Origin of the sequence: Duganella caerulea (assembly GCF_040362985.1) — a bacterium.
Classification (GTDB): Bacteria; Pseudomonadota; Gammaproteobacteria; order Burkholderiales; family Burkholderiaceae_D; genus Rugamonas; species Rugamonas vulcania.
In genome coordinates this window covers 30,656-45,691 of sequence record NZ_BPWJ01000005.1, presented here as the reverse complement: position 1 = coordinate 45,691, position 15,036 = coordinate 30,656, and the positions used below count along the sequence as shown (strand labels likewise).

The 15,036-nt window shown below is 65.9% G+C and carries 12 protein-coding genes; 9 read left to right on the top strand and 3 right to left on the bottom strand.

The features are described 5' to 3' along the window. The first annotated feature begins 15 nt into the window (after positions 1-15). The 5 genes from ACUJB0_RS15975 (at position 16) to ACUJB0_RS15955 (ending at position 5,921) form a co-directional block, all read left to right on the top strand. Positions 16-642 carry a DUF502 domain-containing protein gene (locus ACUJB0_RS15975; protein WP_444846090.1) on the top strand — a complete coding sequence of 209 codons (627 nt, stop codon included), beginning with the start codon at positions 16-18 and terminating at the stop codon, positions 640-642. 49 nt (positions 643-691) lie between these two features. After that, a complete protein-coding gene (gene aspS, locus ACUJB0_RS15970; RefSeq protein WP_444846500.1) occupies positions 692-2,491 on the top strand; it encodes an aspartate--tRNA ligase in 1,800 nt (599 codons plus the stop codon). A 49-nt stretch (positions 2,492-2,540) separates the two neighbouring features. Further along, entirely contained in the window at positions 2,541-2,999 is a 459-nt protein-coding gene (gene nudB / locus ACUJB0_RS15965) for a dihydroneopterin triphosphate diphosphatase (protein ID WP_444846089.1), read from the top strand. Positions 3,000-3,093: 94 nt separating this feature from the next. After that, complete coding sequence (locus ACUJB0_RS15960) at positions 3,094-5,046, top strand: M10 family metallopeptidase C-terminal domain-containing protein (protein ID WP_444846088.1); 1,953 nt, start codon at positions 3,094-3,096, stop codon at positions 5,044-5,046. A 59-nt stretch (positions 5,047-5,105) separates the two neighbouring features. Continuing rightward, positions 5,106-5,921, top strand: a complete 816-nt coding sequence (locus ACUJB0_RS15955) for an endonuclease/exonuclease/phosphatase family protein (protein WP_444846087.1) — start codon at positions 5,106-5,108, stop codon at positions 5,919-5,921. A 15-nt stretch (positions 5,922-5,936) separates the two neighbouring features. On the opposite strand, the gene ACUJB0_RS15950 is transcribed toward ACUJB0_RS15955, so the two are convergent. Beyond that, positions 5,937-6,731: a substrate-binding periplasmic protein gene (locus ACUJB0_RS15950; protein WP_444846086.1), complete on the bottom strand. Its 795-nt coding sequence runs from the start codon at positions 6,729-6,731 to the stop codon at positions 5,937-5,939. Positions 6,732-6,819: 88 nt separating this feature from the next. Between ACUJB0_RS15950 and clsB the strand changes: the two genes are divergently transcribed. Together clsB and ACUJB0_RS15940 are read left to right on the top strand one after the other, a co-directional pair. Continuing rightward, positions 6,820-7,983, top strand: a complete 1,164-nt coding sequence (gene clsB, locus ACUJB0_RS15945) for a cardiolipin synthase ClsB (RefSeq protein ID WP_444846085.1) — start codon at positions 6,820-6,822, stop codon at positions 7,981-7,983. Continuing rightward, complete coding sequence (locus tag ACUJB0_RS15940) at positions 7,980-8,363, top strand: RNA-binding S4 domain-containing protein (RefSeq protein WP_161087518.1); 384 nt, start codon at positions 7,980-7,982, stop codon at positions 8,361-8,363. The genes clsB and ACUJB0_RS15940 overlap by 4 nt, the downstream gene beginning before the upstream one ends. Here the strand turns inward: ACUJB0_RS15940 and ACUJB0_RS15935 are convergent. Continuing rightward, positions 8,360-9,676, bottom strand: a complete 1,317-nt coding sequence (locus ACUJB0_RS15935) for an MFS transporter (protein ID WP_444846084.1) — start codon at positions 9,674-9,676, stop codon at positions 8,360-8,362. The two genes, ACUJB0_RS15940 and ACUJB0_RS15935, sit on opposite strands and share 4 nt — an antisense overlap. Beyond that, complete coding sequence (locus ACUJB0_RS15930) at positions 9,676-10,695, bottom strand: LacI family DNA-binding transcriptional regulator (RefSeq protein ID WP_444846083.1); 1,020 nt, start codon at positions 10,693-10,695, stop codon at positions 9,676-9,678. Before ACUJB0_RS15930 ends, ACUJB0_RS15935 begins: the two co-directional genes overlap by 1 nt. Positions 10,696-10,875: 180 nt before the next feature. Here ACUJB0_RS15930 and ACUJB0_RS15925 point away from each other — a divergent pair, with 180 nt between their 5' ends. Beyond that, positions 10,876-13,725, top strand: coding sequence for a TonB-dependent receptor (locus ACUJB0_RS15925; protein WP_444846082.1), 2,850 nt, complete (start codon positions 10,876-10,878; stop codon positions 13,723-13,725). Continuing rightward, positions 13,712-15,007 (top strand): BNR repeat-containing protein, encoded by a 1,296-nt coding sequence (locus ACUJB0_RS15920; protein ID WP_444846081.1) that lies wholly within the window; start codon positions 13,712-13,714, stop codon positions 15,005-15,007. Before ACUJB0_RS15925 ends, ACUJB0_RS15920 begins: the two co-directional genes overlap by 14 nt. Positions 15,008-15,036 lie beyond the last annotated feature (29 nt).

The window sequence follows — 15,036 nt, the reverse complement described above, 5'->3', positions numbered from 1 at the left end:
CTCCAAGAGTAATCGATGCGTAAATATTTCATTACCGGCTTGCTGGTCCTGGTGCCTCTGGCGATTACCGCCTGGGTGCTGAACCTGGTCATTGGCACCATGGACCAGTCGCTGCTGTTGCTGCCGACGGAATGGCGGGCGGATATGCACAAGCTGATCGGCTTCGACCTGCCGGGCTTGGGTGCGCTGCTGACGATCCTCATCGTGTTCCTGACCGGCCTGCTGACCAACAACCTGGTCGGCAACTACGTGGTCAAGCTGTGGGAAAAACTGCTGACCCGCATCCCGGTCGTCAGCTCGCTGTATTCCAGCGTCAAGCAGGTGTCGGACACGCTGTTCTCGTCGTCCGGCAACGCCTTCCGCAAGGCGGTGCTGATTCCGTACCCGCACCAGAACTCGTACACCATCGCCTTCCTCACCGGCACCCCCGGCGGCGACGTCAAGAACCATCTGGTGGGCGACTACGTCAGCGTCTACATCCCGACCACGCCGAACCCGACGTCGGGCTTTTTCCTGATGATGGCGCGCAAGGACGTGGTCGAACTCGACATGTCCGTGGACGCCGCCCTGAAGTACATCGTGTCGATGGGTGTGGTGGCGCCGGAAGACGCGCCCAAGATCATCGACACCGCCGGCAAATAAAAGATTAACTGAGTAACTTAACCTGAACCGAGAAATAAACATGTCCTCAATGCGTACTCACTACTGCGGCCTCACCACTGAAGCGCTGCTTGGCCAAACTGTCAGCCTGTGCGGCTGGGTACATCGTCGCCGCGACCACGGTGGCGTGATCTTCATCGACCTGCGCGACCGCGAGGGCCTGGTGCAGATCGTCTGCAATCCGGAACAGGCTGAAGTATTCAAGGCCGCCGAAGCCGTACGTAACGAGTTCTGCCTGCGCGTCACCGGCGTGGTCAAGGATCGCCTGGCCGGCACCGTCAACGCCAACCTGGCATCGGGCAAGATCGAAGTCATCTGCTCGCAGCTGGAAGTGCTGAACCCATCGGTTGCCGTGCCGTTCCAGCTGGACGACGACAACCTGTCGGAAACCACCCGCCTGACCCACCGCGTGCTGGACCTGCGCCGTCCACAGATGCAGAACAACCTGCGCCTGCGCTACAAGGTCACGATGGAAGTGCGCAAGTACCTCGACGACCTGGGCTTCATCGACATCGAAACCCCGATGCTGACCAAGTCGACCCCGGAAGGCGCGCGCGACTACCTGGTGCCGTCGCGCGTCAACGCCGGCAACTTCTTCGCGCTGCCGCAATCGCCGCAGCTGTTCAAGCAGCTGCTGATGGTCGCCAACTTCGACCGCTACTATCAGATCACCAAGTGCTTCCGCGACGAAGACCTGCGCGCCGACCGCCAGCCTGAATTCACCCAGATCGACTGCGAGACCTCGTTCCTGACCGAACAGGAAATCCGCGATCTGTTCGAGGACATGATCCGCAAGGTGTTCCGCAACACCATGAACGTCGAACTGCCTAACCCGTTCCCGGTGATGGACTTCGCCGAAGCCATGGGCAAGTACGGTTCGGACAAGCCGGACATGCGCGTCAAGCTGGAATTCACCGACCTGACCGAGGTGATGAAGGACGTCGACTTCAAGGTGTTCTCGGGCGCCGCCAACCTGCCTAACGGCCGTGTGGTCGGCCTGCGCGTACCGAAGGGCGGCGACATGCCACGTTCGGAAATCGACGCCTACACCCAGTTCGTCGCCATCTACGGCGCGCGCGGCCTGGCTTACATCAAGGTCAACGAGAAGGCCAAGGGCCGCGACGGTCTGCAATCGCCGATCGTCAAGAACCTGCACGACGCCGCGCTGGCCAAGGTGCTGGAACTGACCGGCGCCGAAGACGGCGACCTGATCTTCTTCGGCGCGGACAAGGCCAAAGTGGTCAACGACGCCATCGGCGCGCTGCGCGTCAAGATCGGCCATTCGGAATTCGGCAAGAAGGCCGGCCTGTTCGACGACGTCTGGGCGCCGCTGTGGGTGATCGACTTCCCGATGTTCGAATACGACGAAGAGTCGGACCGCTGGACCGCGACCCACCACCCGTTCACCGCGCCGAAAGACGGCCACGAAGACTGGCTGGAAACCAATCCGGGCGCCTGCATCGCCAAGGCCTACGACATGGTCCTGAACGGTTGGGAACTGGGTGGCGGTTCGATCCGTATCCACCGCGAGGAAGTGCAGTCGAAAGTGTTCCGCGCCCTGAAGATCGACGCCGACGAAGCCCGCCTGAAGTTCGGCTTCCTGCTCGACGCGCTGCAATACGGCGCGCCGCCGCACGGTGGCCTGGCGTTCGGCCTGGACCGTATCGTGACCCTGATGACCAAGTCCGATTCGATCCGCGACGTGATCGCCTTCCCGAAAACCCAGCGCGCGCAGGATCTGCTGACCCAGGCGCCGTCGGAAGTGGACGAAAAGCAGTTGAAGGAACTGCACATCCGTCTGCGCGCCGCCGAGCCGAAAGTGGCAAGCTAAATCTTTGCAATGGAAAGGGCGCTTCGGCGCCTTTTCTTTTATCCGAACCATGAAGCCTTACAAGATTCCCGAGTCGGTGCTGGTGGTGATCCACACGGCCGACCTGCAAGTGCTGCTGATCGAGCGCGCCGACCGGCCCGGCTACTGGCAGTCGGTGACCGGCTCGCTGGACGCGCCCGACGAGCCGCTGCTCGACACCGCCCGCCGCGAGCTGTTCGAGGAGACCGGCATCGTCGCCGACGGCGAACGCATCGTGCTGCGCGACTGGCAACTGTCCAACGTCTACACCATCTACCCGGTGTGGCGCCACCGCTACGCGCCGGGCGTGACCGAGAACACCGAGCACGTGTTCAGCGTCGAGGTCCCGCGCGACATCGCCATCACGCTGGCCCCGCGCGAACACCTGAATTACGTCTGGCTGCCCTGGCTGGAGGCGGCCGACCGTTGTTTTTCTTCCTCCAATGCTGAAGCTATATTACAATTGACAAGATATTGCCGTACGGCATAATTTTTCAGCTCGCGGGTTTCCTGTTCATTCCGGTTCTTTTTGCATAGAATCAAGAGGCAGGCCCGTCTGACGGTCCGCTTCCAGGAGAACCCGCATGACCAGCCCCACCAAGTCCAGCCCGGCCTCGTTTGTTTTCGATTCCGGCACCTTGTCCATTGACGCGTTGTTGAGCGGTTACAAGTGGGGCGGCGGCGCCGGCACGGGCGCCACGGTCACCTACAGCTTCCCGTTTGCCTTCGGCTCGGCCGTCTTCAGCGGACCGGGCGGCGGCAGCTACTCCGACCTGGACGAGCCGCACGCCAGCCAGCATTACGGCCTCGACACGGTGCAGCAGGCGGCCGCGCAGACCGCGCTGCAGGCCTGGGCCAATGTCGCCAATGTCAAGCCGGTGCTGGTGGCCGACACCACCACCTCGGTCGGCGACATCCGCCTGGCCTGGACCTCGGCCAGCGAGACCGCCAGCGACGGCGGCGGCGCCTGGGGCTGGGCCAGCTTCCCGAGCAGCATCTACCCGTCCGGCGGCGACGTCTGGATCAGCACCGACGCGGACGGCGCGCTCAGCAGCAACGACTGGTCGGTGGGTTCGTACAATTACATGTCGCTGGTGCATGAGCTGGGCCACGCGCTCGGCCTCAAGCATCCGTTCGAGGACAATCCGGTCGATCCGGCGCACTCGACCCGCCAGTACTCGCTGATGGCCTACGACGACGCGCCGCACAGCCTGTTTGTCCGCGTCACCGAGACCGCCAATTCGGCCTCGTGGAAGTCCTTCACCGTGGTGCCGAACTCGCCGATGCTGGACGATATCGCGGCGATGCAATACCTGTACGGCGCCAACACCACTTACCACACCGGCAACGACACCTACACCTTCGATCCGTCCACGCCGTTCCTGAGCACCATCTGGGACGCGGGCGGCAACGACACCATTTCGATCGCCAACTTCAGCAACGGTTCGCTGATCGACCTGCAGCAGGGACATTTCTCGTCCATCCACATTCCGTCCGACACCGGCGCCGGCATCAACTGGCAGACCGATCCGCCGGTGCCCACCTACGACGGCACCGACAACCTGGCCATCGCCTACGGCACGGTGATCGAGAACGCCATCGGCGGCAGCGGCAGCGACACGCTGATCGGCAACAGCGGCGCCAACCACCTGCAGGGCAATGGCGGCCACAACATCATCGACGGCGGCGCCGGCATCGACACCGCCGTCTACACGGGCGCCTTCGGCAGCTACACGCTGGCCGCCAGCGGCGCCGGCTACACGGTCACGTCCAAGGCCGATCCGGGCCAGAGCGACACCCTGAGCAATATCGAACGCCTGGCGTTCGCCGACGGCACCATGGCGCTGAGCCAGGCCGCGGTGGACGAGGATGCGGCGCGCGCGCCGTATGCGGCGATGGCGCAGAAATTCTATATCGCGTATTTCGGCAATCCCGCCGACCCCGGCGGCCTGAACAGCATGGTCAACCAGATGATGACCACCAACGCGCCAACCACCACCGGCGGCTTCATCATGGCGTATTACACCAACGCCACGGTCAAGGCGATGGTGGATAACTTCGCCCTCAGCTCCGACCCCGCCGCGCTGGGCAACGGCAGCGACCTGGATTTCCTGACCGCGATCTATGCCCACGTGCTGGGCCGCGCCCCGGACGAGGGCGTGAATTACTGGGTCAACTCGCTCAAGGCCGGCTTGCCGCGCCCGCTGGCCGCGCTCAGCGTGCTGGAAGGCGCGGAGCACAACACCAGCGCCCAGGGCCTGATGGACGGCGCGCTGGTGAACAACCGCCTGGTGGTCGCCTCCAATTTCACGTCGCTGCTCGACACGCCTGCCGAGCTGGCCGGCTACTCCGGCAGCGCCGCGGCGTCCGTGGCGCGCTCCTTGCTGACGCACGTCGACCAGAACACCAGCGTGCTGGCCTACGAGTCCACGGTGATCCAGACGGTGGCCACGCTGGCGGGCAGCGTCCAGACCAGCGCCGCGCCGCAGGACGTGGTGCTGGTCGGCACCAGCACGCTCGAGCACGCCTGGGCCTAGGCCCGCGTTGTGTGCGGCAGCATACGCCGCAATTCCGGACTCAGGGTTAGAATATAAGGATGAAAATCCGAGTCGCGACCTACAACATCCACAAGGGCGTGTCCGCCATCCGCAGCGAACCGCGGGTGCTGGCGCTCAAGCAGGCGATCGGCCTGTTCGACGCCGACGTGGTGTTCCTGCAGGAGGTGCAGGGCAAGCATGACCTGAACGCCGCCAAGTACGGCGCCGAGCACCTGGGCCACAAGCACTGGCCGGCCACGGCGCAGCACGAGTACCTGGCCGGCGAGTCGCGCCACGCCCACGCCGCCTACGGCATGAACGCGGTGTACGACCATGGCCACCACGGCAACGCGCTGCTGAGCGCCTTCCCGATCGCCAACCAGTCCAACCACGACGTCTCCGACCACGCCTACGAGCAGCGCGGCATCCTGCACTGCGTGCTCAACACGCCCAAGGGCGCGGTGCATTGCTACGTCGTGCACCTGGGCCTGTTCGAGGCGGGCCGGCGCCGCCAGACCCAGGCGCTGATCTCGGCCGTGCGCGCCTCGGCGCCGGACGGCGAGCCGGTCATCATCGCCGGCGATTTCAACGACTGGCGCAACACCCTCAGCGCCGAGCTGCGCAACGCGCTTGGCGTGGTCGAGGCCTTCGACCAGATCGGCTCCAACTCCACGCTCGACGAGCTGGTGCGCACGCTGCGCCGCAAGGCCAGCGTCACGCCGGCGCGCACCTTTCCGGCCGCGCTGCCGTTCTTCCGGCTGGACCGCATCTACGTGCGCGGCTTCAAGGTCGAGACGGCCGAGGTGATGCACGGCAGCCTGTGGGCCAAGCTGTCCGACCACGCGCCCATCGTCGCCAGCCTGGCGCTGGGCTGAGTTATTCGCGGACGATTATTTGCGCACCAGCGTCGCGCTGTCGAGCTTGACGTCCAGCTGCTGCAGGCTGCTGTTCAGCATGACGAGGTTGGTCTTGTTGGCCACAAGTTCCTTGAGCCGCGCCTCGAAGGCGTCGAGGTGGCGGGTGCACGGGCTGAGCTTGGCGAAGGCGAAATAATTCTTGTCCTCGGTCAGGAAGGGGCGCATCGCCATGAACTGCGCGCCGCCGCCGTGGCGCGCCAGCCACGCCTCGCCGGTGAACAGGCCGCTGATGAAATAATCGATGCGGCCCAGACCCAGCTTGCGGAAGTTGCTGTCGGCCGTGCCCGATTCCTCCAGCCGCAGGTGGGCGGCGGAGAACGCCGAGAACTCGCGGCCGAAGGTGTTGCCGAGCGCGATGCCGCCCTTGTGGCTGGCCAGGTCCTGCCAGGTGTTGAAGATGAAGGCGTGCCGGCGCGGCACGAACACCGCCACCGGATTGGGGAAGGCCGGCGTGCGCACGAAGTCCAGGTAGCGTTCGCGCTCGGGCTGGATCTTCAGCGTCGCCACCAGGTCGATCTTGCCGGCCGCCGCCGTGGCCAGCACGCGCTTCCACGGGCCGACGTAGCGCACTTCGTAGGGGATCTTCAGGTCGGACAGGATGCGCGTGGCCAGGTCGATGCTGGGGCCGCGCAGCGTCTTGCCGTCGTACCAGTGCAGCGGCGGATAGTCGGGGTCGGCGGACACCACCACCTTGGGGCAATCGGCCAGCACGGCGGCAGCCGCCGGCTGCAGGCAGGACAACAGCATCATCATCGACAGGCTACGCATGCTCCGGGCGCTCCATTCCCACTGGGGTTGCAATTTATTATAGACTTGTTTCGCGCCGTATTTTGGAACTCAAGGGTAGAATCCAGCCATGCGCACAGTTAATTTCATCGCCGATAACGAAGTCACGCTGCTCCACACCGGCGCCGACTTCTTTCCGGCCCTGGTCGCCGCCATCGACGCCGCCAGCTACGAGGTGTATTTCGAGACCTACATCTTCGCCGCCGACGACACCGGCAAGATGGTGATGGCGGCGCTGATGAACGCGGCCCGGCGCGGCGTGCAGGTGCGCATGATCACCGACTGGTGGGGCACCGGCCGGCGCCAGGTCAACGGCATGCACGTGGAGCTGGTGGCGGCCGGCGTCGAGCACCGCGTGTTCAATCCGTGGTTCAAGCGCGGCGTCACCCGCACCCACCGCAAGATCTGCGTGGTCGACCGCCAGGTGGCCTACGTGGGCGGCATCAACATCAACGACGACATGTTCTGCGACCGCAACCGCTCCATCGAGCTGGTCGCGCCGCGCTGGGATTTCGCGGTGCAGGTGCGCGGCCCGCTGGTGGCGGCCATCCACCTGGAGGCGCTGACGCAGTGGCGCCGGCTGGGCCGGCTGGGCATCATCAAGCGGATCGGCCTGTTCCGCGACATGCGCAAGGTGAACAAGATCGCCACGCAGAACATGGTGCAGGCCGGCTTTGTGGTGCGCGACAATTTCCGCAACCGCCGCACCATCCAGCGCGCCTACCTGCAGGCGCTGGGGCGCGCGCGCCACAGCGTGCTGCTGGCCAATCCGTATTTCGCGCCCGGCGCCAAGTTCCGCCACGCGCTGGCCGCCGCCGCCGAGCGCGGCGTCGAGGTCACGCTGCTGATCGGCGTCGGCGAGATCTGGCTGCAGGACGCGGTCGCCCACTCGTTCTATCCGAAACTGCTGGCGGCCGGCGTCAAAGTGGTGGAATATCACAAGACCCAGTTGCACGCCAAGGTCGCCGTGGTGGACGACGACTGGGCCACCGTGGGCTCAAGCAATGTGGACGGCTTGAGCCTGTTTTTGAACCAGGAAGCGAACGTGGTGATCAAGGACGCGGTGTTCGCGCAAAACCTGCGCCGGCACATCGAGGCCGCCATCGCCGAGGGCGTGCTGATCAACCCGGCCGACATCAAGCACGTCGGCCGCTTCCGCCGCATCGGCTACGAGGTCGCGTTTTTCGCGTACAAGATGGTGATGCGGGTCTTCGCAGTGGGGAAATACGCTTGAGCGAAAGTGTCAGACTGGACAAGTGGCTGTGGGCCGCGCGCTTCTTCAAAACCCGTTCGCTCGCCACCGAGGCGGTCGACAGCGGCAAGGTCAAGCTGGGCGGCGACAAGGTCAAGCCGGCGCGCGCGGTGCGCATCGGCGACACGCTGGACATCGATAACGGCTCCGACCGCTGGGAGGTCGACGTGATGAACCTGTCCGACGTGCGGGCCGCCGCGCCCATCGCGCGCAACCTGTACGAGGAAACCGACGCCAGCGTGGCGCGCCGCGCCGACGTGGCCGAGAACCGCCGCCTGTACCGTGAGCCGGGCGCGGACATCAAGGGCCGTCCCACCAAGCGCGACCGGCGCCAGCTGGGCAAGGCCGGCGGCTACGATTAGAGGCGTGGCCGCAGGCGCGCCAGGCACATCAGGCTCAGCAGCGCGAACACGGCGCCGCTGAGCAGGGTCAGGCGGTAGTCGTGGCCGGACAGGTCGAGCACCGGCCCCTGCACGCCGCTGACCACGATATTGCCCAGCACGACCATCAAATCCTTGGTCGAGTTGTACTGCACGAACCGGGCCTTCGGGAACAGCGCCATCGGCAGCGACGCCGCCGCCGTGAACCAGGCGCCGGACACCACCACATGCGCCAGGTAGAACCACGGGAAGCAGGCCGGATCGCCCAGGCTCAGGTAGCCGAGCGCGGCGGAAGCTCCGTACGCGCCCATGATCAGGCTGGACACGCGCAGCGCGCCGTAGTGGTCCACCAGCCAGCCGATGCCGAAGGCGGAGAGGATCGACACCGCGTAGCCGTACGCCGTCAGCGTGCCCAGCGTTGACTTCGGGATGCCGGACAGGTGGGCGTAGTACTGGTAGAAGGTGTTGAACGGACTGAAGGTGACGCTGGCCAGCATGAAGGCCGCCACCGCCCACAGGAAGGGCCGATGCGCGAAGCAGGCCAGCACGTGGGCGCGCGGCACGGCCAGCGCGCGCCAGCCGGCCGGGCGCGGCGCGTTGTCGACATCGATGCAGGGCGGCTCGCGCACCATCAGGCACACCAGCAGCAGCGCCACGCCGAACACCAGGCCGATGGCCAGCAGGATCTCGCTCAGGTAATGGTCGGTCAGCGCGAACACCCAGGTGTTGAAGGCGATGCCCACGCCCAGCCCGACAATGCGGAAGGCCGCGTAGAAGCGTCCCAGCAAACCCTGCGGCACGACGTCATTGACCAGGCCGGTGAACAGCGACACCGCGCTGATGCCGGCGCATTCGAAGATGGTCCAGAACAGACTGAAGGCAGTCAGGTTGCACAGCCGGCGCCCCGGCGACAGCGCGCCCAGCGCGGCGTCGGCCAACGCGCCCAGCGCCGGCGAGCAGGCCAGGCCCAGCATGGCGGCGCAGCCGACCGGCGCGGCCACCAGCAGGAAGGGCCGACGCCGGCCCCAGCGGCTGCGCAGGCGGTCCGAGTGGTAGCCGAGCAGCGGGACCAGCAGCACGCTCAGCAGCGCCGGCACGGTCGACATCAGCAGCGAGGTGGTGGTGTCGGAGGCGCCGTTGCGGCGCAGCAGTTCCAGTCCGCTGGGCAGCGCGGCGCGTTCGCGGATCGAGATCGCCAGGTCGCCCACCAGCAGCCAGAACAGCACCGCCAGCAGGCCGGCCGAGGCCACGCCCCAGGCGGCGCGCTGCCCGGCCATGGCGCCGCCCTTGTCCATCAGCCAGGCCGGCGCAGAGGACCGGTGGAACTGCGCACCACCAGCTCCATCGCGAAGCCTATGCGCTTGGCCTGTATCTCCTCGCCCTGTATCTGCGCCAGCAATTCGTTGACGGCGCGGGCCGCCATGTCGGCGTTGGACTGGCGCATCGTGGTCAGCGGCGGATGCACAAAGCTGGACGTGGAGATATCGTCGAAGCCGATCACCGAGATATCGTCCGGCACCTCCAGGCCACGGCTGTGGATGGCGTCGATGGCGCCGAATGCGGTCTCGTCGTTGGCGGCGAAGATGGCGGTCGGTGGCGCGGCCAGCGACAGCAGTTTTTCGGTGGCCGCGTAGCCGCCGTTCTGCGAGAAGTTGCCGTCCACCGCCAGCGCCGGATCGGGCGTCAGGCCTGCCGCGAGCAGGGCGTCGTTGTAGCCCTTGAGCCGCTCGGCGCCTTGGCCGGTGCCGGCCGTGCCGCCGATGAAGGCGATGCGGCGGTGGCCCAGCGACAGCAGGTGCTCGACCGCGGTGCGGGCGCCGAGGCGGTTTTCCACCACCACCACCGGCAGGTTGACCGGGCGCGCGTCGAAGCCGACGAACACGCAGGGCAGGCGCTGGCGCTCGAGCACGTCGAGGTAGCCGTCGGCCGCGTTCGGCAACAGCAGCACCAGGCCGGCGCACAACTGGCTCAGCATCGCGCAGGTTTCCATGCGGCTGGGCAGGTCGAAGCGTTCTGCGTTGTAGAGCAGGATGTCGTAGCCCTGGCGGCGCGCCTCGTCGCTGATGGCCTTGGTGATTTCGTGCAGCACCAGTGAGCCGTAGTGGTTGACGAACACGCCGATCAGTTTGCTTTTGTCGCCGCGCATGCGGCGCGCCAGCATGTCGGGGGTGTAGTTCAGCTGCGCGGCGGCGGCCAGCACGCGCGTGCGCGCCGCCTCCGACACGTAACCATTGCCGCGGATCGCCCGCGAGGCGGTGATCGGCGAGACCCCGGCGATTTTCGCCACTTCACTGAGTTTGCTGGCTTTTGTCATGTGGTTACGATACCACATCCGCTGTGGCCGTTGAAGATTTCAGTTGTACGATGAGTTTAAGGGGTGGTAACGTGACCACATGCCGAAAAATCAGGCAACGTGGCGCGTTTTTTCAGGAGACACCGGCGCGCCGTGACAAAACTACACAGTGAATTGTTGTACACAACAACGGGGGAAATAATGCATAAGAAACTACTCGCCACTCTGCTGCCGCTGGCATTGGCAGCGGCCTACGGCAACGACGCCGCCGCCCAGCAGGCGGCCGCGCCAGCCGCACCGGCAGAGGGCGCCGCCGCCGAACCGACCACCGTGGTGGTCACCGGCTTCCGCTCCAGCCTGCAAAAAGCCTTGAACCTCAAGCAGCAGGCCATCGGCGTGCGCGATTCCATCGTGGCGGAGGACATCGGCAAATTCCCCGAGGCGAACATCGCCGAATCGCTGCAGCGGGTGCCCGGCATCATCCTCAACCGCGACGAAAGCTCGGCCGAAGGCCAGCGCATTTCGATCCGCGGCCTGCCGACCGAATACTCGGTGACCACGCTCAACGGCGCGCCGGTCAACACCACCTCCACCAGCACCATCGGCAGCGCGGCGCGCGGCTTCAACTACGATGTGTTCGCGTCGGAATTGTTTGGCCGGGTCGACTTCTACAAGTCGCCGCTGGCCGAGTTGAGCGAAGGCGGCTTGGGCGGCGTGGTGGACCTGCAGACCCCGCGTCCGTTCGACAATCCCAAGCGCACCATCCGCTACGCCGTGTCCGAGGCGTACAACACCATGTCGAAGAACGCCGACCCGATGGGCTTCGCGCTGTACTCCAACACCTGGGGACACTGGGGCTTCCTGGCCGGCGTCTCGCATTCGGCCAGCACCAACAACCGCTCCGGCTTCGAGGCCACCGGCGGCTACAACAGCTCGGCGCGCGGCAGCCAGAATCCGGTCAAGGGCAACTTCGCGATGCAGCTGGACTACGACGATCCGCGCGCCAACCTGGGCGGCTACACCCGCAGCCAGATCGACAACGCGCTGCTGCCGCGCATCTACCGCTTCTACGGCTCGGCCAACGAACGCACCCGCGACGGCCTGGTGTCGTCGCTGCAATACAAGACTGCCGACCTGAACCTGAGCCTGGACGTGCTCGGTTCCAAGTTGACCAACCACCGCGACGAAATGTACATGGGCCTGCTGATCCGCAACAGCAAGACCACCAACCGCGCCGCGCCGGCCGGCCAGAATGGCCACAACGGGCTGGTACCGTTGAACGTGCACATCGATCCCGATTCCAACCTGCTGACCGGCACCTTCGGCAACACCTCGTACAGCAGCGGCGTCACCTACAGCGAGGACGAAACCAAGTTCGGCTACGCCGCCTTGAACGGCCGCTGGGCCGCCACCAGCAAGCTGGCGCTGACCGGCCAGCTGAGCGCCAACAACAGCAACGCGCTGACCTACCAGGACACGCTGTCGGGCCAGATCTTCGGCGTCGACTCCACCATCGACTACGGCAGCGACCACGTCTATCCATCGCTGTCGTCCACTTCCAGCTATACCGACCTGAACAACTACCAGGGCTTCGGCGTCGGCACCACCTGGACCCGCGAGACCGACAAGGGCAAGCAGGGCCGTCTGGTCGCGGACTGGGACTACGACCTGCCAGGCGACTGGACCGGCCACCTGAAGGCCGGCGTGGTGTACGTGGAAACCACCAAGGGCATCGCCAAGCGCAACGGCACGGCCGCCGCCACGGCCAAGCTCAATGGCCTGGGCAACGCCGGCATGCGCGGCCTGATGACTACCACGCTGCCGGTCGACAATCTCGACATGGGCGCCGGCTGGCCACACGCCTGGGGCACCTTCACTCGTGGCGCCACCTACTCGGCCTTCGATCCGCTGGCTTACAACACCGAGGCGACCTTCACGCCGGCGCAGAGCTTCAGCGCGACGGAGAAAGTGTCGACCGGTTTCATCCAGTCCGACTTCAAGGGCGAGGTCGCCGGCCACGAGCTGCGCTTCAACGCCGGCGTGCGCTACTCGCGCACCGAGACCGGCATCGACAACTTCAAGCAGCAGGGCGCCAGCCTGACCTACGCCGCCAACCACGAGCAGGGCACCTACAGCAATGTGCTGCCGGCCTTCAGCGCGGCGCTGGACGTGACCGAGAACCTGATGTGGCGCGCCTCGTGGGGCAAGACCGTGAGCCGGGCCTCGCTGTCGATCATCGCGGCGCAGACCGTCATTCCGAATCCCTTCGACAACTCGGCCACCGCCGGCAACGCCAGCCTGAAGCCGCAGCAATCGAAGAACCTGGACACCAGCCTGGAGTGGTACTTCCAGCCGGGCAGCCTGCTGTCGGCCGCCGTGTTCCGCAAGAAGCTGACCGACGCCACCGTGGCCAACACCACCAACACCACCTTCGGCGCGCTGGGCTTGCCGGACACGGCGCTGGGCGCGATCTTCCAGGATGCCAACGGCCACGTCGATCCCAACCTGCCGATGACCTTGCGCAGCTACACCAACGCCGGCGAGCAGACGCTGAAGGGTTACGAGCTGGCCTACCAGCAAGCGTTCACCTTCCTGCCGGAACCGTTCAAGGGCTTTGGTGCGCTGGCCAGCTACACCCATATCGATCCGTTCAACAGCGCCAAGTGGATCACCAACGCAGGCAAGGAGATCGAGGTCAACTCGGTGCCGAAGTATGCCTACAGCACCACCGCTTACTACGAGCGCGGACCGCTGGCGCTGCGCATGTCCTACAACTACAAGGGCCGCTCGCTGCACCCGGACAATCCGCGCAACCTGGGCGACGACCTGATCCGCTGGCACGCGGGACGCGGCTACCTGGACGCCAACGCCAGCTACAAGATCAACGAACAGCTGGAGCTGCGCATCGACGCCATGAACCTGTCCAACACGCTGTCCTACGATTACTTCGAGGACGCCAGCGGCCAGTACGGCAGCGGCAAGAAGACGCGCATGGACTACGCCAAGTACGACGGCCGTACCATCAAGGTTGGACTGCGTGGCAAGTTCTAAGCACCTGCTGCCGCTGCTGCTGGCTTGCCTCGCCTGCGCGGCGCAGGCCGCCGGTCCCGCGCGCGTGGTCGATGTCGCGCCGGGCTGGGCGAACAATTCGGTCAACGCCGTGGTGTTCCGCAAGAACTCCTTGGTGTCGGATGGCGATACGCAGTACATCGCCTTCTACGGCAAGGACGCGGCCGTGGTGCTGGGCAAGCGCAAGCTGGGCAGCACACGCTGGACGCTGCAACGCACGCCGTACCACGGCAACGCGGCCGACGCGCACAACAGCATCAGCGTCATGGTGGACGGCGCCGGCTACCTGCACCTGGCGTGGGACGCGCATAACCAGCGCCTGCGGTACGCGCGCGGCACGCGTCCCGGCGCGCTGGAGCTGGGCCCGGAAACGCCGATGCTGGGCAAAGACGAAGACTCGGCCACCTATCCCGAGTTCTTCCGTTGCCCGGACGGTGGCCTGCTGTTCCTCTACCGTGATGGCGGCTCTGGCCACGGCAACCTGGTGATGAACCGCTACGACGTGGCGAGCGCCAGCTGGACCCGCTTGCACAGCAAGCTGATCGACGGGGAAGGGCAGCGCAGCGCCTACTGGCAAGCCTTCGTCGACCGTGCCGGCACCATCCACCTGTCGTGGGTGTGGCGCGAATCGCCGGACGTGGCCAGCAACCACGACATGGCCTACGCCCGCTCGCGCGACGGCGGCCTGACGTGGGAACGCAGCAACGGGGAACGCTACACGCTGCCAATCACGGCCGGCAGTGCGGAATACGCCGCACACGTCCCGCAGAACAGCGAGCTGATCAACCAGACCTCGATGGCGGCCGGTGCCGACGGCGAGCCGGTGATCGCCAGCTACTGGCGCGTGGCCGGCTCGACGGTGCCGCAGTACCACCTGCTGTACCGCGACGGCGGCGCGTGGCGGCAACTTGATCTGGATTTCCGCCGCACGCCGTTTTCGCTGAGTGGTCTGGGCACGAAGGCGATACCGATATCGCGGCCGCAGATCATGGTGGACCATCAGCGCGCCTTGCTGGTGTTCCGCGACGCCGAGCGCGGCAACAAGGTATCGGTGGCCACCATCGCCGACCTGCACCGGCCGCGCTGGACCGTGCGCGACCTGGGCACGGCGCCGGTGGGCGCGTGGGAGCCTTCGTTCGACACCGAGCTGTGGCGACGGCGCGGCGAACTGCATCTGTTCGTGCAGGACGTGCCGCAGCTGGACGGCGAAGGCGCATCGGCCGGCGCATCGTCGCCGGTGCAGGTGTGGCAGTGGAAACCTTGAAGTACCGAGCACTCCAGACCGGAGCCACG